Source organism: Synechococcus sp. CS-603 (genome assembly GCF_977929215.1).
In genome coordinates this window covers 2,014,849-2,034,185 of sequence record NZ_OZ376778.1, presented here as the reverse complement: position 1 = coordinate 2,034,185, position 19,337 = coordinate 2,014,849, and the positions used below count along the sequence as shown (strand labels likewise).

Here is a 19,337-nt window from a genome sequence, read left to right as displayed (position 1 = left end):
TCAGCGGGTGATCACAACAGCGGTGCCGAGATCCACCAGGTCGAAGAGCTTGCGCACGTGTTCGTGCTTCATCCTCACGCAACCATTGGTGACGGCGGCGCGCTGATCAACCCAGGTGGGCCAAGGCGTGCCGTGGATGCCGAACTGGTTGGGACCCTGGGTCTTGAAGCCGATCCAGCGATCGCCGAGTGGTCCATTCGGTCCAACCGTGGGGTTGACCTTGCCGGTCCTGGTGCTGGCGTACTGAGGATTGACCACCTTGTTCTTCACGGCAAAGGTGCCCGTGGGTGTGGGGGTCTTGGGATCGCCGATCGCCACGGGCCAGGGGCCGTAGATCTTGCCATCGCGCTCCAGACGGATCTCACGCCGGCCGAGAGCCAGCAGGATTCTGGATTCGCTGATCGGAACGGCGATCGCGGTGGGGGTGGGCAGGGCCTGTGTGGGCACTACGGCCGGCGGCGCTGTCGGGATGGCCGTTGACGTTGCAGCGGGGCTGGAGGGAGCCTCCGGAGCCGGGGCCGTGGCGGCACCGACCGTTTCCCATGCGGGGGCCCGCTTGTTCTGGGCCTGGGCCGGGAGCATGCCCAAGCCGAGGCTCAGTCCCAGGGCCTTCAGCATTGAGGAAGCGTTGCTCAGGCGTCGCATCTTGGCGCCGGCACGGTTGGAGCGGGGAGGCTGGGAGGGCATGGGACGACGTTGACGGTCAGTTGACGAGTTTGGCCTCGATCTCGCTGTTGTAGCGCGCCTCACAGGTTTTGACGATCCGCATCGCCTCATCCACCCCGAGAAACGCGTTGACCTTGCAGGTGCCTGGTTTCTTGAGGTCTTTGTAGTGCTCCCAGTAGTAGGTGGTTTCCTTGACCCATTGGGCGCCGAGCTGCTCGAAGCTGGTGATGTGATCCACCCGCTTGTCGTCGGCGAGAACGGCGATCACCTTGTCGTCAACCTCGCCGCCGTCGTCAAAGGTCATGATGCCGATGATCCGAGCCTCCACCAGGCTGCCTGGCACCAACGCCTCGGTGACGGACACGATCTCGATGTCGAGCGGGTCACCGTCTTCGTCCCAGGTGCGGGGAATGCAGCCGTAGGCGAAGGGATAGGCCAGGGAGGAGTAGCCGACGCGATCGAGCTTGAGATGGCCGGTTTCGGTGATCAGTTCGTATTTGTTGATCGTGTTGGAGTTGAGCTCCACGATCGCGTTGAGACGCAGCTCTGCTTCATCGGCGAATGCCGGCAACACGTGCAGCAGATTGAGCATCGTCCGGCTGGGGGCATGGTCGATGTTCGCCATGGAGCAAGGGCAAGGTTGCGCTGCGGAGTCTACGAATCCCAGGCCGCGAGTCTCTCCAGCTTCGTTTCGAGATAGGACAGAAAAGCCTCCGGGCCCAGGGGCTTGCCACAGACCCGCTCCACCAGCTCCTCGCTGCTGACGCTGCGCCCGAGGGGGTGAACGTGCCGGCCCAGCCACTGCCGCATGTTCTCTTCCTCGCCGGCGGCCACGCACGCTTCGATCGGGCCTGTCTCCCGCTCCATCGCCTCGGCCAGCTGGGCTGAGATCAGGTGTCCCAGAGCATAGGAGGGAAAATAGCCAAACAGTCCCTCGCTCCAATGGACGTCTTGGAGGCAACCCTGGGCGTTATCTGCAGGCTCGAGGCCCAGCAGCTCCTTCATCTGCCGGTTCCAGGCGGCTGGAAGCTCCTCCACCGACAGATCGCCCTCCAGCAGGGCCAGCTCCAGGTCGTAGCGCAAAACGATGTGGAGGCAGTAGCTGAGCTCATCGGCCTCCACCCGGTTCAGCCCAGGCCGGCGCGGGTTGAGGGCCTGGAACAACGATCCCGAGCCGGTCAGGGCCTGGGCGATGCGAGGTTGCCAGCGCCGGGCGAAGGCTTCGCTGCGCGCCACCCGGCATTCCCAGAACAGGCTCTGGCTCTCGTGAACTCCCATCGAAGTGGCATCTCCCAGCGGCCAGGCGAACCATTGGTTGTCCTGACGGGGCAGGCCCTGCTCGTAGAGGGAATGGCCCCATTCGTGGGCTGTCGCCAGGAAGGCCGAAAACGGCTGGCCTGGAACCACCCGGCTGGTGATGCGGAAATCGCGGGGGCCGAGGGTGGTGGAAAACGGATGGGGCGAGCGTGCCAGCACGGCCTTCTCGGCATCGAACCCCCAGGCCTGCAGCAGTTCCAGGCAGAGGCTCTGCTGGGCGGCATCGGGCAGGTCGCTGGGCTGGGGGAAGGGTCTGGAGCCAGGGCCGGCATAGCGCGCAATCAGCTCCGGCAAGCGCTGACGCAGCGGAGAGAATAGGTGGTTGAGGCGTTGCTTGCTGATCCCGGGTTCAAACGGCTGGGCCAGGATTTCCCAGCAGCTGCGCGGCTGGCCATCGGCAGTTGTCTCCACCGGTGCCAGCTGGCGGGCCTGCTCCTGGCGCAGGGCGATCAGGCGGCGCAGGGCCGGAGCGAAGCTGCTGAAGTCAGCCTGGGCGCGAGCCTGCTGCCAGAGGCTGTAGCCGTTGGCCTGGGCCAGCGCCAGTTCGGCCACCAGGGAGGGGTCCAGCCGACGTTGCCGCTCCAGGTCCTGGCGCAGCAACGACAGGTTCCGCCGCCAGCCCTCACCTGCTGGCTCGCTTGCTTCGGCGGCGGCCAGCAGCTCGGCGTAGGCGTCGCTGCTCTGACGTTGGTGCAGCTGGCGGGCCAGCAGGGCCAGTTGTTCGCCGCGCCAGGAGGCCCCGGCAGGCGGCATCAGCGTGTTCTGATCCCAGTAGAGGGTGCTGTGAATGCTGCCGAGCAGACGGGTGTCGCGCAGGTGGGCGCCGAGGGTCTCCAACGCAGGTTGGGCCATGGTTTCTGAGATTGCTATCGCTACATTGGAGCGTCTTGCCGAGCCAGCTGGTGATGGGCCCGAGTGACGCCTCTGCGGTGGCCGGGCTGTCACGGGCGATTCAGCTCTCGGTGGCACCAGTTTTTCTGCTCACGGGCATTGCCGGCCTGCTGGGGACGTTTTCGGCAAGGCTGGGTCGCATCATCGACCGCATCAGGATCATTCAAGAGACGATGGACCGGGGCAGCATTGGCCAGGTCAAGGCGCTGAAGTCGGTGTTAACGGTTCAGCGCCGACGCCTTTACCTGATCAACCGCGCCATCCTGTTCGCCACGATCACGGCGTTGCTGATCGCCGTTGTTGTGGCGGTTTTGTTCATCAGTGTGGTGGCAGTCATTGATCTGGCTGCGATCGTGGTGCCCATTTTCGTGTTGGCGATGCTCTCGCTGATCGCAAGCCTGCTGCTTTTTCTGCGCGAAGTGCGGCTGGCCATTGCCCTGAACCCCCACCGCTACTGAGGGGCGCCGGCCAGCCGTCGGCCCCACTTCTTCATTGTCAGCTAATCCCCATATGGCCTTGCCAACGGGAGCGGGAGCAGCATCGTTTAAATCTCTGGCCTGAAGGCCATGGACCTGACCCCGCTGTTGGCGCGATTGGATCAGGCACGCGAGCAAGCGATCGCGTTGCTCAGGGATCGTCGGCTGCTCATCGCCAGTGGTCGACGCCTCACAATCAGCCTGATCACCGGCTCGATTGGCCCGTCCTCCTGCTGGATCGGCGCCGCCACCTGCGAGCAGCAGGCTCTGGCCCTGTTGGAGCGGGAGCGTCCGGATCTGCTGATCGTGACCGATCCGCTGGAGCAGGGCAGTGGCCTCGCCTTGGTGAGCCAGGCCAAGAAGCGCTATCCCGATCTGTCCATTCTGCTTTTGCTTGAGCAGGACAGCCCCGACCTGCTGCTGGCCGCACTCGAATCCAATGCGGATGGCATCTGCCTGGAGCGACTGGTGGGCTTCGGCAACCTGCTGGCTGCCACCAAGGCCGTGCTCGGCGGTGGGGCCTACATGGACGGGCCGGTGGCGGCGATGCTGCACCGCACCAGCCGGGGCCAGATCGATGGAAGCCCGGCACGGCTGACGCCCAGGGAATGTCAGGTGCTCGAGGAGCTGGTGCGCGGCTGCGACAACGACGAGATCGCCTGCCGCCTGGGTATTTCGCCGGAAACGGTGCGCAGCCACTGCAAGGCGGTGAAAACGAAGCTGATGGCCCGCAACCGCACCCATGCCGCGGTGATCGCCCTGCGGCTCCAGCTGGTGCGCTGGGATCAGCTGGACTGAAGCCGCCTGCCTATTGGCGCCGGCAATAGCCGCCGCCGATGTTCACCCAGCCCGAATCGCAGGCCTCACCGCGCGTGGGAGCCACGGTATAGGTGATCACCCCCAGGGGGCTGCACTTGCCGTTGAAGGTGTCGACGTAGCCAAGTGGGCACATGGCCTGCAGCTTGGGGACCACTTCCTGCGCCTGGGCGCCGCCCGTGGGAAGCGCCAAGGAGCCGATCAGGCAGAGGCTTGCTGCCAGGGGAGACAAGGAGTAAGGACAGCGCATGGACGGACCAGGGAAGGCAAGCGATCACGTGTCTTAAGCCTATGGGGAATCCCCCAACGCCCGGGGGATCATGGGATCCGTTGCGTGCCCTGGAGATTGGAGATGCCTGGCTACGACCCCGCTTCCACCACCGGGGCGCCCACCCCTGCTCTGGCACCGGCCCTCGCCGCCGCGATGCTGAACCTCAGTGCCCGGATGGTTGCCCTGCAAGAAGAGATCAGGGCCATGAACGCCGAACTGGCGGCCCTGGGTGCCACCCTCGCCCAGCTCGGCGGGGTGATCGAGCCCGCTCAGGCTCAGGAGGCTGGCGCCCTGGCCACACCCTCCCAGTGGCTGGCGCGTCGCAATGCCGAGCGGATCAACACTGAGGTGATGCGGCGCAGCAGCATCGGCGTCGATGCCGACGGCGACACGGATCTCGACACAGAGGTGGATCTGATGATCGACCGTCTCCACGCGCTCTGTGACCATCAACAGGGCGGCACCTGAGCAGGGCAGGGCGAGAGGGAATGGCGAGCTCTTCCCTGTTTTGCCAACCTGGAGCTGTTGAACAGCGGAAGCGCCCATGCCTGCCCAGCCCCTCTCTCCCCAGCAGATCGCCAGCCTGGGAACCGACCTGCCCGATTGGAGCGTGGAGAACGGAAAGTTGCACCGCGGCTTGATCTTCGACTCGTTCGTTGAAGCCTTCGGCTTTCTGACCCAGGTGGCGCTGATTGCCGAGTCGATGGGCCACCACCCGGAGCTGGGCAATGTCTACAACCGCGTGACGATTGATCTCACCACCCATGACACCGATGGACTCTCCTCCCTCGATGTGGACCTGGCCCAGGGGATCAACGCCTTGCTGAAAGCCTGAGCGGCCTCCCGCTTGAGCCCCCTGCCGCCGCCAGCCTTGTCCAGATCTCCATCAGCAGGGCAAAGGGGTCTGTGATCACAGGCGCTGTTGCCTGATCTTCTGGAGGGTTCGGGCGGTTGGGGTGGTAGCGGAAGTGGTAATTGATGGTTCTCTCCGATTCTGCGGCTGTGAGGGGCTGGCTGTAGGCGCGCTGGGCGGCCTGGATCGGCCCATCGGCGTCACTGGGGTCGTCATCGCGTAGCTGGCGTTGCTTGAGCCGTTGCTCGATCAGCCCCTGGGGCGTGTGGAGGTTGAGGATCAACCAGGGCGATCTCTGTTGCTCGGCCAGGGCGATCGCGTGCTGGCGGCTGTCTTGTCGCAGGTGAGTGGCGTCGAGCAACACGGCCTGGCCACGCTCCAGGCTGAGGCGGGCGTTCTCCAGCAAGGATGCTTCGGTACGCCGGTTGGCTTCGGCTGAATACAGCCTCTCCCTCTCCCTGCCGCTGGTTCGCTGCTGTGGCTGCAATCCGTGGAGTTGTTTGCGAATCCTGTCACTGCCCAGGTGCTCGGCCAGTAACCAGGGGGCCAGCTCTGCGGCCAGGTGGCTTTTGCCGCTGCCGGAGCATCCCCGCAGCAGGATGAGGGCGGGTGCGGCCTGGCTAGAGCTGGCGTAGGCCAGGGCCAGGCTGAGCTGGCCGCGGGCTTCCCGGCCGCTCACCACCGCCACCTTGGCGCGCACATGGGCCCGATAGGCGCAGAACAGGGCGAGAACGGCGGGCTCGATCGTTCTGCTGTAGCCCTCCAGCAAGGGGGCGATCAGGTCCGCCTGGCCGTTGGCCTGCAGCTCCATCACCAGGAAGGCGAGATCGGAGCCCCCATCGATGTGGCGCAGCTCGGCATTGAACTCAACGCAGTCGATCACGGCGATCGGGCCGTCCATCAACACATGTTCCAGGCGCAGATCACCATGGCCATCGACAGCCCAGCCACCCTCCAGTCGGCTGAGCAGTAAACGCCGTTGCCGCCGCAGGGCCATGGCCAGACGCTGGTCGAGCAGCCGGTGCACGGCCTCAGGAATCAGGGCTTCGCCTGAACCGCGGGTTGCGCGCAGATTGCTGTGTACAAACCGCGCAAAGCTCCTCAGCAGAGCGGCCGGCTTGGCGGCAACCAGGGGGTGATCGGCATGGAAAGCGGCTATTCGTTGCCCCACGGCCTGCAGCTCCGGCGCTCCGGCACGCCCCTCCTCCAGCTGGACCATCAGGCTGGTGGCTGGATCGAAGCGGCGCATCACCACCGATGCTTCGGGCCCGGAAGGGGTGGCCAGTTCGGTGACCCCCAGATAAAGATCGGGAGCCAGCCGACGGTTCAGCCGCACCTCTTCTTCGCAGTAGTGACGGCGAAGCTCCAGGCTGCTGTAGTCGAGCAGATCCCAAAAACGTAGAGGCTTCTTGAGCTTGTAGGCACGCCGCGCTGTTAGCGCAATCACGCTGATGTGGGTCTCAATCAGCTCGACGTGACGCTGACAAAGCGGCAGATCGCCCCAGGCTTCAGCTGGGTAGATCGAAGGCCTGGCGAGGCTCTGGATCAGTGGCGAGAGTTCAGAAGAGATCAATCAGAGGGGAAGCTTGAAAGGTGTTCGATCAGAAGCGATCCAACGGTTCGTCAGTTGCCTTGGGGAGGCGCTTCGTTGCCTGTTGCCGACGGGGTGTAATTCACCGTGCACCTGTAACGGGTGTTGCCCATTCCCACGGAGAAGCTTTCACAGTTGGTGGTGCCGACGACCGCCCCAGCCGGGATCTGCTCGATTGCCCGCTGGCGCGCATTCTCTTCGTCCCAGACCGAGTCGGCGGTGCTGGACCCGGCCCAGCTGGTGCCAGCAGAACCAACGATCAAAGCAACAAGCAGAAGGGTGGAGCGAAAGGGCACGATCGCCATGACCAAAAACTGCCGGACAGATGGAAGCAGCCTCCTGAACTCGATCCTACGGAGATCCGCCCTAGAAGCCATCAGGCCTTGGCGACCACGGCGAAAAATGGATCGCCCTTGCCCCCCAACCAGCCGAGCGGGCCACTGGCCGGGGTGTCTTCGGCGATGACGGCGTCGATGCTCCAACCGGCCTGCACCAACAACTGGCCCACCAGGGTGAGTCGCTCACGGTCGCTCGATTCCAGCCAGGCGACGGGGGCTTTTCTGGCGAACATGCGGTTGCTGAACGCCACGATCACCTCCCCTCCCGGACGCACCACCCGGGCCAGTTCGGCGGCGATCGCCTCGGGGTGTTGCAGGTATTGCCAGCCGGCCACAACCAAGACCGCATCCAGGCTTGCCGAGGCCAGCGGCAGGGTCTGAGATTTGTTGAGGTTCTGAACAAAGTGACGATCCAGCCTCGGGTTGGCAGCCAATTCGGCCGCATTGAGGCCATGGCCGATCACCTCGCCGTAGTGGCCTGACTCGGGTAGGTGGCTGACCCAACTGCTCATCAGATCCAGCAGCACCGCACCCTGCGGCAGACGTTGCTGGTACAGCGCCGTGAGCCGCTGGCGAAAGCCGGCATCGAGATGGTGCACGAAGCGGGGCTCGGCGTAAAAGAGGGCGTCGTCGCCTTCGTCTTGCTTTCGCCTCTGCCGCGCCGTGAGCAGGGTTGCGCTCATGGCTGGATCCCCACAGCTCTGCCCCCAGACTGGTCGCCGTGATTCCCCGGCCAAGATCCTTGGCCCTGCCCCATGACGACCCACCGCCTCGTCGATGCCATCGGCCGCGTTCTGATTGGGCTTGTTTTCCTGCATGCCCTGCTCGGCAAGGTGACAGGCTTCGCTGGCGTTTCCGCCGCAATCAGTGCCAAAGGACTCCCCTTCGCTCCTTTGCTGTTGTCGCTGGCCATGGTGCTGTTGGCGGTGGGTTCCTTGCTGCTGATCAGTGGTTGGCACAGCCGAGTTGGTGCCCTGCTGCTGCTGATCTTTCTGATTCCCACCAGCCTGATCTTCCACGGCGAGGTGTCGGATGCGGGCGAGCGGATCCAGTTGCTCAAGAACATGGCGATCATCGGTGGGCTGCTGTTGGTGGCCAACCAGCCCTCAGGCAGCCGGGTGATCAATAGAGGCGGCTGAGCACAAACTCGGGTAGAGCCAGCAGGGCGGTTCCGGCTTCCGAACTCGGCAGCCAATCGAGGGCCTCTCCGGCTTCCTTTGCAAAGCCCTCGGCCAGGGCCCTGGAGCGGGGGATCGCCTCGCAGCCCCGCACCAGTTCAAGGGCTTGGGAGAGATCGTCGGGCTCACAGAATTCCCGCTCGATCAGGCCGGTCAGGGCGGGCCGCTCTTCGAGGGCATAGAGGGCCGGGGCGGTGAGGTAGCCGGCGGCCAGGTCGCTGGCGGCCGGTTTGCCCAGTTGCTGATCACTGCCGGTGAAGTCGAGAATGTCATCGACCACCTGGAAGGCCAGGCCCAACTGACGGCCGAAGCGATTGAGCTGGTCGAGCTGGCCCACCTCCAGGCCGCTGAGCACGCCGGCGGCCTTGGCACTGTTGGCGATCAGCGAGGCCGTTTTGCAGTAGCTCTTCTCGAGATAGGTTTCGAAACTCTGGCCGGTGTCATAGCGATAGAGGCCTTGGCGCACCTCGCCATCAGCCAGATCCATGATCACGCGGGAGAGCAGCTTGACGACGGCCAGATCGTCCAGGTTGGCCAGGTGCCAGCTCGCCTGGGCGAAGAGAAAGTCACCGGCGAGCACCGCCAGACGATTGTTGAAGCGGCTATGAACCGTGTCGACACCGCGCCGGGTTGAGGCTTCATCCACGACGTCGTCGTGGACCAGGGAGGCGGTATGAATCATCTCGGTGATCTCTGCCAGCCGGCGATGGCGGCTGCCGAGCTCGCCATCGGGCGAGAGGGCCCGCGAGAGCAGAAGCACGATCCCCGGGCGGATGCGCTTGCCGCCTGCACTGAAAAGGTGTTCAGCTGCCGCCTGCAGGATCGGATGCCCGGCGCCGATCAAGCTGCGCAGATCACTGAGCAGAACTTCTAGATCGTTTTCAACTGGCTGGAGCAATTCCGCAACCGTTGCCATGTCCTCCGCCCGTCTGGATGATCCTAGGAGGAGCTCACCGGCGAGTGAAGGCCAACCTTCTCCACCTGGGGCTGCCAACCCAGCCAGGGGGTGGCGGCAAGAGCGAAGGCGTCGGGGTCGCCGGTGACGCAGAAACGGCCGGCGTGGGTTGTCAACTTGCTGGGGTGGAGTCCGCAGCGCGAACTGGCCGGAACCGGGGCTTGCTGGAGAAGAGCGCCAAGCCGCTCGACGGTGGCCACCGCTGGGTCCACCAGGGTGATCTCGGCGGGGAGCAGGTCACGCAGCAGCTCCTCCAGCAGGGGGTAGTGGGTACAGCCCAGCACAATCGCTTCCACCCGGGCGTTCAGCAAGGGCTTGAGATAGGCCGTTGCCGCTTCCCTGAGGCGGGGATCATCGAAGTTGCCGGCCTCGATCAGGGGGACGAAGGCCGGACAGCCCACTTCCACCACCGTCGTGTCAGGGCGCAGCTCACGCAGGGCCAGGCCATAGGCGCCACTGGCCGCAGTGGCCGGGGTGGCCAGAACCCCCACCCGATCGGCCCGCAGCTGGCTGGCCACACTGTCGATCAAGCCAAGGACCGGCACGCCCGCCTCGGCTTCGACCAGGTCGAAGGCCAGGGCATTGGTGGTGTTGCAGGCCATCACCACCATGTCCACCTGTTCCTGTCGCATCCAGTACGCGATTTCCTGGGCAATCAAGCGGATTTCGGCGCTTGATCGCTGTCCATAGGGCACCCGCGCCGTGTCCCCCAGGTAAAGGAAGGCCTGATTGGGGTGGCATTCGATCACCCGCCGAAGCACTGTTAAACCGCCCACACCGCTATCCATCAAGCCGATACGGGCCGCCATTCAGCCTCCCCCCAGGTAATTGAGGATGCCGCGGGCGATCGCGTTGGCCAGCTGGCTGCGGTGCGAGGCCGTGGCCAGCCGGGGGGAGTCCAGATTTCCGGTCAGGAAGCCGGTTTCCACCAGGGCGGCGGGCATCACGGTTCGGCGGATCACGAAGAAGCGACCTGGTTTGACGCCCCGATTCGGGCTGCCCGGTGACACGCCCACCACCTCTCTCTGTACAGAGCTGGCCAGAGCCTTGGAGAGGGAACTCTGGAAGTAGAAGGTTTCGATGCCGTTGACATCAGGCCGCGCCATGCTCAGGGCATTGGCGTGAATGCTCACAAAGGCGTGGGCGCGGCTGCTGTTAGCCAACGAGACGCGCGGCGGTAAGTCGACATCCACCTCTGAGGTGCGTGTCATCACAACCCGCACGCCACGGTTCTGCAGCAATCTGGCTGCTTGCAGGCTGATGTCGAGCACCACATCGGTCTCACGCAGTCCGCCGATGCCGATCGCACCCGGATCGGGGCCGCCATGGCCCGGGTCGATGACCACGGTGAAACGGCCACTCGGCACGGACGGCAGCGGGCCCGTGCTGGCCGGCCGTGACCAGGCCACGGTTGGGGCTTCGAGGCTGCCCTCGCCCAGCGAGGCGATGCTGCCGGAGCGGAGGCCTTCGAGCTCCAACCTCCAGCGATCACGGGCTGTTCCGACCAGCCGCATATTGCGCGGGTTCAAGCGGGTGCCAGGTAAAAATTCCAGGACGAGCCTGGTGGTGTTGGGATCGGGTTTGCCGATCCGGATCTCCTTGAGGGCCCCGTTGCCGCGAATGCTGCGGGTGCGGCTGGGGGCACCAGGCAGATCGATCCAGATGCGCGGTCCGACGCCACCCTTGCCGGCCTCATAGAACGCCGTGAGCGAGATGGACGGTGAGGTACGCAGCTCCAGCGCCCCATCACGGGCGATCCGCCAAGCCGCCAGGGCGCTCGCGGCTTCTGCCGGCAGGGAGCCCAGCAGGAGTGCCAGGGGGGCTACACCGCCCAGCAGAACGCGGCTCAGTGGCCCCAGCAGTGGTCGATGAAACATCCTCAGACTCAGAACAGCGAGGGACAACGGTGGTTCAGGCTCGGCATCTGGGCCCGGACCCTTTGGCCATGGCTGGTATCGATCGGTGCCACGGCCAGCCCAACCGACACTCCAGCGTCAGCCAGCACAGTTCCCCAGGGATCGATCACCAGCGCGTGCCCATGGGTTTGCCTGCGCCCATAGTGCAAGCCGGTCTGCGCGGGCGCCAGCACGTAGGCGGTGTTCTCAATCGCCCTTGCCTGCAGCAGCACCTGCCAATGATCCTTGCCGGTGAAGGCGGTGAAGGCGGCTGGAATCATCACCAGCTCTGCTCCAGCTCCAGCCAGATGGCGGTAGAGCTCCGGGAAGCGCACGTCGTAGCAGATTGACAAGCCCACCCTGCAGAGCCCGGGCACATCGACAACCGGCGGTAGGGCGGTGCCGGGCTGAACCGTTTCCGATTCGCGGTAGGTGTTGCCGTCCGGCAGATCCACATCGAAGAGGTGGATTTTGTCGTAGCGGGCCAGCAGCTGGCCGTCCTTGCCCACCAACTCGGCACGGTTGAAGGTGACGCGCTCGCCGGCCGGCACAGGGAATCCACCCCCCAGCAGGGTGACTTGGTAACGCCGGGCCATCGTGACCAGAAAACGGCTGCAGCGTTCGGCCAGGCTGGGAGCCAACTCCAGGCGGCGGGAGTCATCGCCCATGAAGGCGAAATTCTCCGGCAAACCAACCAGTTCGGCGCCGCGCCTGGCGGCCAGCTCGATCAGTTCCTCAGCGGCGGTGAAATTCGCCTCCGGATCCGGCGTGCTGGTCATTTGCAGGGCAGCTGCAAGGAAGCTCGACACCGAAGAAGAAGGGCAGGTCGGCGGAACTGTAGGGGAGGGGCTCCGGGCCTCAGGCAGCCCCCGTGGCGTTGCGTCAGCTGGCCTTGAGCACGCCCGGTGTGGTCTGGATTGGCACGATTTGCAGATTGTCCAGAGCCGCGCAGCAGCGGAAGTCGGCATCGTGGTTCCCCAAGGCCTCCAGTCGCTTGCCATGGCTGGCCAGTCGCAGGCAGGCTTCAGGGTCGTGCTTCCACTGCTGCCAGAGCGCCAGGGCGGCCATCGTTTCGTCATTGCCTGACTCCACCGTTTCGCCCCTTTTCAGGCCCAGTTCGATGGCGGCGGCGGTGACAGCCCCGGCGGCCAGGGTGTCCTCCAGGGAGTAGGCCCCTTCCCAGCCGCTGCCCACGATCCAGACCGTGCTGGCCCCTTGCTCGAGCAGCCGCTGGGCAACGGCATTGCGGTTAGGCAGACAGGCTGTCAGCAGCAGGGGCACGCCGCTGACCCGATCGAGTGAGCGCGTGCCATTGGTGGTGCTCAGAAAGATCCGTTTGCCACCCACCAACTCCGGCGTGACAGCCAGGGGGGAATTACCCAGATCAAACCCCTGAACCCGAGTGCCGCCTCGCTCGCCGGCCCGCAGCCGTTTCTCAGCCGGCCAGCCAGCAGCTGCCGCCTCCAGCGCCTGCAGATCGGCGAAGGCCTGGACCGCTTCTGCACCGTTCTGCAGGGCCCAGGCGATTGTGGTTGTGGCGCGCAACACGTCGATCACCACGGCGGCATCGGGGCTGGATCCAGCGCCTGGGTTGCCCGCTGCTTCGGGCCCCAGCGGCGGCACGGATTCCGAGCTGTGGAAGGTGAGGATCTGCACGGCGCGGCCGAAGGGGGAGGTGCGTCACAGTAAGCAGCACCTGATCCTTGCCCCTATGACGGTGGCGTTGCCAAAGAGCGCAACACGCGACCTTCGCGGCTTTCTTGCCCTGCTCGAAGAGCGCGGACAACTGCGGCGAATCACCGCCCCGGTGGATCCCGATCTGGAGCTCGCCGCGATCGCCGACCGGGTGCTGGCCCGCGGCGGCCCGGGCCTGCTGTTTGAAAATGTGATCGGCAGCCCGATGCCTGTGGCGGTGAACCTGCTCGGCACCGTCCAGCGCGTGGTCTGGAGCATGGGGATGGAACACGCCGAGCAGCTCGAAGACCTCGGCGAGCGGCTTGCCCTGCTGCAGCAGCCTCGCCCCCCCAAGGGGCTCAAGGAGGCGATGCGCTTCGGTGGCGTGCTCTGGGATGTGGTCAAGGCCCGCCCCGACCGCGACCTGATTCCCCCCTGCCACCAGCAGGTGTTCAAGGGCGATCAGGTGAACCTTGACGCGCTGCCCCTGCTGCGGCCCTGGCCCGGCGATGCCGGCGGGGTGATCACCCTGGGCCTGGTGATCACCAAGGATCCGGAAACCGGCGTACCCAATGTGGGCGTCTACCGGCTGCAGCGCCAGTCGGTGAACACGATGACGGTGCACTGGCTGAGCGTGCGCGGCGGCGCCCGGCACCTGCGCAAGGCCGCTGCCATGGGCAAGCCCCTGGAGGTGGCGGTGGCCATCGGCGTCCACCCCCTGCTGGTGATGGCGGCCGCCACGCCGATTCCGGTGCAGCTCTCCGAATGGCTGTTCGCCGGCATCTATGCCGGTGAAGGGGTGCGGCTGGCCAAGTGCAAAACCGTTGACCTGGAAGTGCCGTCCCACAGCGAGGTGGTGCTGGAGGGCACGATCACCCCGGGAGAGGAGCTGCCCGATGGTCCGTTCGGCGACCACATGGGCTTCTACGGCGGTGTGGAGGCTTCACCTTTGGTGCGCTTTCAGTGCGTCACCCAGCGGCGTAACCCGCTGTTTCTCACCACCTTCAGCGGCCGGCCGCCGAAAGAGGAGGCGATGCTGGCGATCGCCCTGAACCGGATCTATACGCCGATCCTGCGCCAGCAGATCCCGGAGATCGTCGATTTCTTCCTGCCGATGGAAGGGCTGAGCTACAAGCTGGCCGTGATCGCCATCGACAAGGCCTACCCCGGCCAGGCCAAGCGGGCGGCGATGGCCTTCTGGAGCGCCCTGCCCCAGTTCACCTACACCAAGTTCGTGGTGGTGGTCGACCGCAGCATCAACATCCGTGATCCCCGCCAGGTGATCTGGGCGATCAGCGCCCAGGTAGATCCCCAGCGGGATCTGTTCGTGTTGGAGGACACCCCGTTCGATTCACTTGATTTCGCCAGCGAGCGGCTGGGCCTGGGCGGCAGGCTGGCGATCGACGCCACCACCAAGATCGGTCCGGAGAAGCGCCACGCCTGGGGCGAACCGCTCAGCCGCCCGGCCGAGCTGGAGGCCCATCTCGATGGGCGCTGGGCCGAATTGGGCCTGGCCGACATCGATGCCTGCGATCCCGATCCGGTGCTATTTGGTTACACGCTTGAGCATGTGCTCGAACGGCTGGCGGCCCGCGCTGCCTAGGTCGATGCACTTCCTAGGCAGTATAATATTTATCATTCTTTTTGTGCCACAAGTATTAATTGTTCACCGCCTAAATACCCAAATTCTTTAGACCAATAAAGAAGGGCTTTGGCATCACTAAATCCCACCTCTCTAAGATCATCGAGAATATCCCAGCCAAAATGATAAAAGCAAAGACATCCTTCAGGATTAATTGGATCGCCGTGATATTCGGGGGGCAGCAGATGGACCAAGCCTCCTGCTTGACACAAGTAAGCTCGCATTATATTCTTTTTAGAAGCAAGCTCAAAAGGTGCACTAATAAATATTGACCCACCAGGCTTAATGCAGCGGTAGCACTCTTCTAGTGCTTTCTTGTAGTTTGGAATATGCTCTAAAACGTCGAATGACAATATTGCGTCGAATCTGTTTGAATTAAACGATAAGTTCGTAAGATCTTCGTTTCTGATTCCATTGCTGTTGCTGCTTCCACGCCTTACAAGCTCTCCTAGATACTCGCTACCACATGTATTCTTGTAAGATTGCTGGAATAGCTTGCAAAGAATAGTCGTTTGTTCAGTGATATAGATTTTTGCGTTTTCATTTGCTTGAGTTTCTAGTCTAAATATATGAACAGCGGCACGCATTCTGTTGTTGAGATGACAGACTGGACATGCTAGTCTTTCTCTCCAATTTGGCATCAAGATATTATCTACTTTATAAGCATAATCATAATCTACAATAAAGTCGACAAAAGCCTTGAACACATAGCAGTAGCCATTGTATGCAAACTTCTTAGAAGAGTCAAGGGCGAGCTTCTTCTCAAATGTTAAATTAATTAAGTCGGTCCTCAGCTCGTCATTTGCAATATTTATATAGTCTTCATAGGATATTACACTTGAGATTTCAATTTTTGGAGCGCTTCTGTATCTCGGCTTTCCCGTGATGAGCCTGCTCAATATTTTACCAAGCACGTAGAACTCCTGAAAATGAAAAAGTTTAGTCGTAAGTTGCTAAATGGGCCGCCCGATCGCGATTCCTGTATTAATATTTTTCTAGGCTAAGCACTCCCAGTCTTCAGAGTAGAAGCTTGTACCAGCACCAGCAGTTCTGGAGCCAGTTCCGGAAAGGAGTTCTTCTCGTTTCTGCAATTTATGCAGACCCAGAAGTCATATGTTTGCATAATAGAAAATTCCTGCTGGCCTAGTTTGGCGGTTGTGTGCGCCTTGAGCAAGTAAAATGATGCTCAAGCGCCGGGGCCTGCAGGCGATCCAGGCTTTGCTGGAGCTTGCGTTGGAGCCCGAACGCTGGCGTTCAGGGCCCGATCTGGCTTCCAGCCAGGAGATGCCGGCCCCGATGCTGGAGCAGGTGCTGTTGCTGCTGCGCCGCGCGGGGTTGGTGGAGGCGCGGCGGGGCCGCAGCGGCGGCTATCGACTCAGCCGCAAGCCCGCAGCAATTTCCCTGGTGGAGGTGCTCAGGGCCGTGGGGGCCGATCCGGCCGCTGATCCAGTCAGCGAGCCAGCTCCAGATTCAGTACCAGAATCAGTTACAGAGTCAGTGGCTGAAGGGCTGGAGCCCGGCCCAGAGTTGGCTGGAGAACGGGTGGCCCAGGCCCTGGAGCGCCGGCTTCGCCTTGCTCTGGAGCGGGAACTGGCGTTGCTGAGCCTCGAAGAGCTCGTTTATGACCTGCGCAGTTGGCAGGAGTATCTGCGCGAGGACGGCGGCCTGATGCTGGGCTGAAGCTGCCCAGGCTGAAATCGCTTTCGCCGCAAGTGCCCTGAAAGTGTTCGCTGCAAGCCCGCCAGACCTGGCACTTGCTGCCTGCAGCCGCAACCCTCAGGCGATCGCGGCGAAGCAGGCCCTGAAGGCGGTGAGGGTGGCGTCGATGTCGGAGTCGCTGTGGGCCAGGGACGTGAAGCCCGCTTCGAAGGCGCTGGGGGCCAGATACACGCCCCGCTCAAGCATGGCGCGGTGCAGCTGGCCGAATTTGGCGGTGTCGGCCGCCTTGGCCTCCTCGAAGTTGCGCACCGGGCCATCACAGAGGAAGAAGCCGAACATGGCGCTGATGTGGGCGCCGCTGATCGGCAGCCCAGCTTCCTTGCCCGCCGCCAGGATGCCTGCGCAGAGACGCTGGGTGATTGTGTCCAGGCGCTCGTAGGTGCCGGGTTGCTTGAGCAGTTCGAGGGTTTTGATTCCGGCGGTCATCGCCAGGGGATTGCCGCTAAGGGTGCCGGCCTGATACATCGGACCGGCCGGAGCCACCAGGTCCATGATGTCGGCTCGGCCGCCGTAGGCCCCCACGGGCAGACCACCGCCGATCACCTTGCCCAGGGTGGTGAGGTCGGGGGTGACACCGAACTTGGCCTGGGCGCCGCCGTAGGCGATGCGGAAGCCGGTCATCACCTCATCGAAGGTGAGCAGGGCGCCGTGGTCGCGGGTGAGTTCGCGCAAGCCTTCCAGAAAGCCCGGTTCGGGCACGATGAAGCCGGCATTGCCCACCACCGGCTCCAGGATCACCCCGGCGATTTCGCCCGGATTTTCGGCAAAGAGCTTTTTAACGGCCTCCAGGTCGTTGTACGGGGCGGTGAGGGTGTTGGCGGTGGTGCTGCGGGGCACGCCGGGGGAATCGGGCAGGCCGAGCGTGGCAACGCCGGAGCCGGCCTTGACCAGGAACATGTCGGCGTGGCCGTGGTAACAGCCTTCGAACTTGATCAGCTTCTCGCGGCCAGTGAAGGCACGCATCAGCCGCAGCACCGACATGCAGGCTTCGGTGCCGGAGTTGACGAAGCGCACCATCTCCACGCTGGGGACCGCCTCGATCACCAGTTCCGCCAACCGGTTCTCCAGGGCGCAGGGGGCGCCAAAGCTGGTGCCCTTGTCGAGGGCCTGATGCAGGGCGGCGATCACCTCGGGATGGGCGTGGCCGCAGATCGCCGGCCCCCAACTGCCGATGTAATCGATGTAGCGGTTGCCATCCACATCCCAGGCGTAGGCCCCTTTGACGCGGTCAAAGACGATCGGCTGCCCGCCCACGGAGCGAAAAGCCCGCACCGGGGAACTCACGCCGCCCGGCATCAGCTTGAGAGCGGCGTTGAACAGTTCCTGGGACCGGTCGGTGTTCAGGGCAGGAGCCGATACGGGGGCCGTAGTCAAAGCTGAATCCGCAGACGTCAGGAGGTGCTCCGGCAACTGAAGCGGCAAGACCAGCCCTCAGATGCGAAACCATTTCCCATCCTTACGCAACAACGGACGATTTCGCTGAGCTGGCGCCTGCTCGTTAAAGTCCAGATGGCTGAACCTGCTTTCCTTGGTGGATACGCCCAGCACCTTGTGCCTTCCCTGGAAGCGAATTGAGCAACGTCTGCGACGGATCCTGCCAGCGCGGGCCCTCGTGGCGAAGCGCCAGGAGCTGCTCACCTATGACAGCGACGGCCTTACCCTGCACCGGCATGAGCCCCCGCTGGTGGTGCTGCCGGAAACCACCGAGCAAGTGGCCGCCATTCTGCGCTGCTGCCATGAGCTGGGAGTGCCGTTCGTGGCGCGGGGCAGTGGCACCGGCCTCTCCGGCGGAGCGGTGGTGGAACAGGAAGCCCTGCTGGTGGTGACCAGCCGCATGCGCTCGGTGCTGGCTCTCGATCTGGAGAATCAGCGCATCACCGTGCAGCCCGGGGTGGTCAACAGCTGGGTGACCCGGGCGGTGAGCGGCGAAGGCTTTTATTACGCCCCCGATCCCTCCAGCCAGGTGGTCTGCAGCATCGGCGGCAACGTGGCTGAGAACGCCGGTGGGGTGCATTGCCTCAAATACGGCGTCACCAGCAACCACGTGCTCGAGCTGGAGGTGGTCTTGCCCGATGGCCAGATCACCCGGCTGGGCGGTTCGTTGGCGGAGATGCCGGGACTGGATTTGCGTGGTGTGTTCATCGGCAGCGAAGGCACCCTCGGCATTGCCACGGCCATCACCCTGCGGCTGCTGCCCCAACCGCAGACCGTTGAAGTGCTGCTTGCCGATTTCAGTGCGATGGAGGCCGCCGGTGAGGCGGTGCGCAGTGTCACGGCGGCGGCGGTGTTGCCGGCTGGGATGGAGATCATGGATAACTTCACCATCAATGCGGTCGACGACCTCTTCGGCCACGACGAATACCCGCGAGATGCGGCCGCTGTGCTGCTGATTGAGCTCGATGGCCGCAGCGAGGAAGTGAGCGCGGCGGCAGAGCACACGATCGACCTCTGCCGCCTGGCCGGTGCCCGCTCGATCCGTCGGGCCCGCAGCGAAGCGGATCGGGCCCTGCTCTGGAAAGGTCGCAAGTCTGCTTTTGCAGCGGTGGGCCGGATCACCCCCACCTATTACGTTCAGGATGGGGTGGTTCCGCGCAGTGCCCTACCGGCCGTGCTGGCGGCGATTGAAGCCCTGAGCGCCCGCTACAAACTGCCGGTGGCCAACGTCTTCCATGCCGGTGATGGCAATCTTCACCCCCTGATCCTCTACGACGCCAGCAGCCCCGGCGTGTTGGATCGCGTCCAGGAACTGGGAGCCGACATTTTGCGTCTGTGCATTGATGCCGGCGGCAGCATCACCGGTGAGCACGGGGTCGGCTCCGACAAGCGCTGCTATCTCGACTGGATGTTCAGCCCCGAGGATCTGGCCACCATGCAACGGGTGCGCCGGGCATTTGATCCCGAAGGTCGCGCCAACCCCGGCAAACTGTTCCCCACCCCGCGCAGTTGTGGCGAATCGGCTCGGCGGGCCCGCAGCCTGACCATCTACAGGGATGGGATCGGCGCAGATGTGGTCCCCGAAACTGTGGAAGTGTTCTGAGCCAGGACCCTTTCCCGT

The 19,337-nt window shown here is 63.8% G+C and carries 22 protein-coding genes; 8 read left to right on the top strand and 14 right to left on the bottom strand.

Annotation, left to right across the window (positions count from 1 at the left end; all coding sequences use genetic code 11):
• Genes ACXMDM_RS10705 through ACXMDM_RS10695 form a run of 3 tightly spaced genes read right to left on the bottom strand, consistent with a single transcriptional unit; the run spans position 1 to position 2,835 of the window.
• Positions 1 to 687, bottom strand: coding sequence for a L,D-transpeptidase (locus tag ACXMDM_RS10705; RefSeq protein WP_233830823.1), 687 nt, complete (start codon positions 685 to 687; stop codon positions 1 to 3).
• Positions 688 to 703: 16 nt separating this feature from the next.
• Positions 704 to 1,291 (bottom strand): inorganic diphosphatase, encoded by a 588-nt coding sequence (locus tag ACXMDM_RS10700; protein WP_071801727.1) that lies wholly within the window; start codon positions 1,289 to 1,291, stop codon positions 704 to 706.
• 29 nt (positions 1,292 to 1,320) lie between these two features.
• Positions 1,321 to 2,835, bottom strand: coding sequence for a carboxypeptidase M32 (locus ACXMDM_RS10695; protein WP_071801726.1), 1,515 nt, complete (start codon positions 2,833 to 2,835; stop codon positions 1,321 to 1,323).
• 35 nt (positions 2,836 to 2,870) lie between these two features.
• Between ACXMDM_RS10695 and ACXMDM_RS10690 the strand changes: the two genes are divergently transcribed.
• Both ACXMDM_RS10690 and ACXMDM_RS10685 read left to right on the top strand, forming a co-directional pair.
• The gene (locus ACXMDM_RS10690; RefSeq protein ID WP_233830819.1) at positions 2,871 to 3,332 is read left to right on the top strand and encodes a DUF2721 domain-containing protein; all 462 of its coding nucleotides are present in this window, start codon (positions 2,871 to 2,873) and stop codon (positions 3,330 to 3,332) included.
• A 108-nt stretch (positions 3,333 to 3,440) separates the two neighbouring features.
• Positions 3,441 to 4,148, top strand: a complete 708-nt coding sequence (locus ACXMDM_RS10685) for a response regulator transcription factor (RefSeq protein WP_071801725.1) — start codon at positions 3,441 to 3,443, stop codon at positions 4,146 to 4,148.
• Between the two features lie 10 nt (positions 4,149 to 4,158).
• Here the strand turns inward: ACXMDM_RS10685 and ACXMDM_RS10680 are convergent, their stop codons facing one another.
• Positions 4,159 to 4,416 (bottom strand): hypothetical protein, encoded by a 258-nt coding sequence (locus ACXMDM_RS10680; protein WP_071801724.1) that lies wholly within the window; start codon positions 4,414 to 4,416, stop codon positions 4,159 to 4,161.
• Between the two features lie 84 nt (positions 4,417 to 4,500).
• Here ACXMDM_RS10680 and ACXMDM_RS10675 point away from each other — a divergent pair, with 84 nt between their 5' ends.
• Together ACXMDM_RS10675 and ACXMDM_RS10670 are read left to right on the top strand one after the other, a co-directional pair.
• Positions 4,501 to 4,905, top strand: a complete 405-nt coding sequence (locus ACXMDM_RS10675) for a hypothetical protein (protein WP_145536807.1) — start codon at positions 4,501 to 4,503, stop codon at positions 4,903 to 4,905.
• A gap of 76 nt (positions 4,906 to 4,981) precedes the next feature.
• Entirely contained in the window at positions 4,982 to 5,272 is a 291-nt protein-coding gene (locus ACXMDM_RS10670) for a 4a-hydroxytetrahydrobiopterin dehydratase (RefSeq protein WP_071801722.1), read from the top strand.
• On the opposite strand, the gene ACXMDM_RS10665 is transcribed toward ACXMDM_RS10670, so the two are convergent.
• The 3 genes from ACXMDM_RS10665 to ACXMDM_RS10655 form a co-directional block, all read right to left on the bottom strand.
• Positions 5,250 to 6,863: a bifunctional aminoglycoside phosphotransferase/ATP-binding protein gene (locus tag ACXMDM_RS10665; protein WP_071801721.1), complete on the bottom strand. Its 1,614-nt coding sequence runs from the start codon at positions 6,861 to 6,863 to the stop codon at positions 5,250 to 5,252. The genes ACXMDM_RS10670 and ACXMDM_RS10665 overlap by 23 nt on opposite strands.
• A 50-nt stretch (positions 6,864 to 6,913) precedes the next feature.
• Entirely contained in the window at positions 6,914 to 7,186 is a 273-nt protein-coding gene (locus tag ACXMDM_RS10660; protein WP_071801720.1) for a hypothetical protein, read from the bottom strand.
• A gap of 71 nt (positions 7,187 to 7,257) precedes the next feature.
• Positions 7,258 to 7,902: a class I SAM-dependent methyltransferase gene (locus tag ACXMDM_RS10655; RefSeq protein WP_071801719.1), complete on the bottom strand. Its 645-nt coding sequence runs from the start codon at positions 7,900 to 7,902 to the stop codon at positions 7,258 to 7,260.
• Positions 7,903 to 7,974: 72 nt separating this feature from the next.
• Between ACXMDM_RS10655 and ACXMDM_RS10650 the strand changes: the two genes are divergently transcribed.
• Complete coding sequence (locus ACXMDM_RS10650; RefSeq protein ID WP_071801718.1) at positions 7,975 to 8,358, top strand: DoxX family protein; 384 nt, start codon at positions 7,975 to 7,977, stop codon at positions 8,356 to 8,358.
• Here ACXMDM_RS10650 and sds read toward each other — a convergent pair.
• The 5 genes from sds to ACXMDM_RS10625 all read right to left on the bottom strand — a co-directional run bounded on the left by sds (position 8,342) and on the right by ACXMDM_RS10625 (position 12,903).
• Positions 8,342 to 9,313 carry a solanesyl diphosphate synthase gene (sds, locus tag ACXMDM_RS10645; protein WP_071801717.1) on the bottom strand — a complete coding sequence of 324 codons (972 nt, stop codon included), beginning with the start codon at positions 9,311 to 9,313 and terminating at the stop codon, positions 8,342 to 8,344. The two genes, ACXMDM_RS10650 and sds, sit on opposite strands and share 17 nt — an antisense overlap.
• A gap of 23 nt (positions 9,314 to 9,336) precedes the next feature.
• Positions 9,337 to 10,161 carry a glutamate racemase gene (murI, locus tag ACXMDM_RS10640; RefSeq protein ID WP_071801716.1) on the bottom strand — a complete coding sequence of 275 codons (825 nt, stop codon included), beginning with the start codon at positions 10,159 to 10,161 and terminating at the stop codon, positions 9,337 to 9,339.
• Positions 10,162 to 11,229 (bottom strand): N-acetylmuramoyl-L-alanine amidase, encoded by a 1,068-nt coding sequence (locus tag ACXMDM_RS10635; RefSeq protein WP_083544578.1) that lies wholly within the window; start codon positions 11,227 to 11,229, stop codon positions 10,162 to 10,164.
• Between the two features lie 8 nt (positions 11,230 to 11,237).
• Entirely contained in the window at positions 11,238 to 12,056 is an 819-nt protein-coding gene (locus tag ACXMDM_RS10630; protein ID WP_071801715.1) for a carbon-nitrogen hydrolase family protein, read from the bottom strand.
• Between the two features lie 73 nt (positions 12,057 to 12,129).
• Positions 12,130 to 12,903 carry a 2-phosphosulfolactate phosphatase family protein gene (locus tag ACXMDM_RS10625; RefSeq protein ID WP_071801714.1) on the bottom strand — a complete coding sequence of 258 codons (774 nt, stop codon included), beginning with the start codon at positions 12,901 to 12,903 and terminating at the stop codon, positions 12,130 to 12,132.
• A gap of 55 nt (positions 12,904 to 12,958) precedes the next feature.
• Here ACXMDM_RS10625 and ACXMDM_RS10620 point away from each other — a divergent pair, with 55 nt between their 5' ends.
• Positions 12,959 to 14,524, top strand: a complete 1,566-nt coding sequence (locus ACXMDM_RS10620; protein WP_071801713.1) for a UbiD family decarboxylase — start codon at positions 12,959 to 12,961, stop codon at positions 14,522 to 14,524.
• 32 nt (positions 14,525 to 14,556) lie between these two features.
• Here the strand turns inward: ACXMDM_RS10620 and ACXMDM_RS10615 are convergent, their stop codons facing one another.
• The gene (locus tag ACXMDM_RS10615) at positions 14,557 to 15,462 is read right to left on the bottom strand and encodes a class I SAM-dependent methyltransferase (protein ID WP_259722707.1); all 906 of its coding nucleotides are present in this window, start codon (positions 15,460 to 15,462) and stop codon (positions 14,557 to 14,559) included.
• A gap of 280 nt (positions 15,463 to 15,742) precedes the next feature.
• Between ACXMDM_RS10615 and ACXMDM_RS10610 the strand changes: the two genes are divergently transcribed.
• Positions 15,743 to 16,243, top strand: a complete 501-nt coding sequence (locus ACXMDM_RS10610) for an Rrf2 family transcriptional regulator (RefSeq protein ID WP_233830817.1) — start codon at positions 15,743 to 15,745, stop codon at positions 16,241 to 16,243.
• A gap of 96 nt (positions 16,244 to 16,339) precedes the next feature.
• On the opposite strand, the gene hemL is transcribed toward ACXMDM_RS10610, so the two are convergent.
• Complete coding sequence (gene hemL / locus ACXMDM_RS10605; protein ID WP_071802316.1) at positions 16,340 to 17,626, bottom strand: glutamate-1-semialdehyde 2,1-aminomutase; 1,287 nt, start codon at positions 17,624 to 17,626, stop codon at positions 16,340 to 16,342.
• A 187-nt stretch (positions 17,627 to 17,813) separates the two neighbouring features.
• Here hemL and ACXMDM_RS10600 point away from each other — a divergent pair, with 187 nt between their 5' ends.
• Entirely contained in the window at positions 17,814 to 19,319 is a 1,506-nt protein-coding gene (locus ACXMDM_RS10600) for an FAD-linked oxidase C-terminal domain-containing protein (RefSeq protein WP_233831380.1), read from the top strand.
• The last annotated feature ends 18 nt before the right edge of the window (positions 19,320 to 19,337 follow it).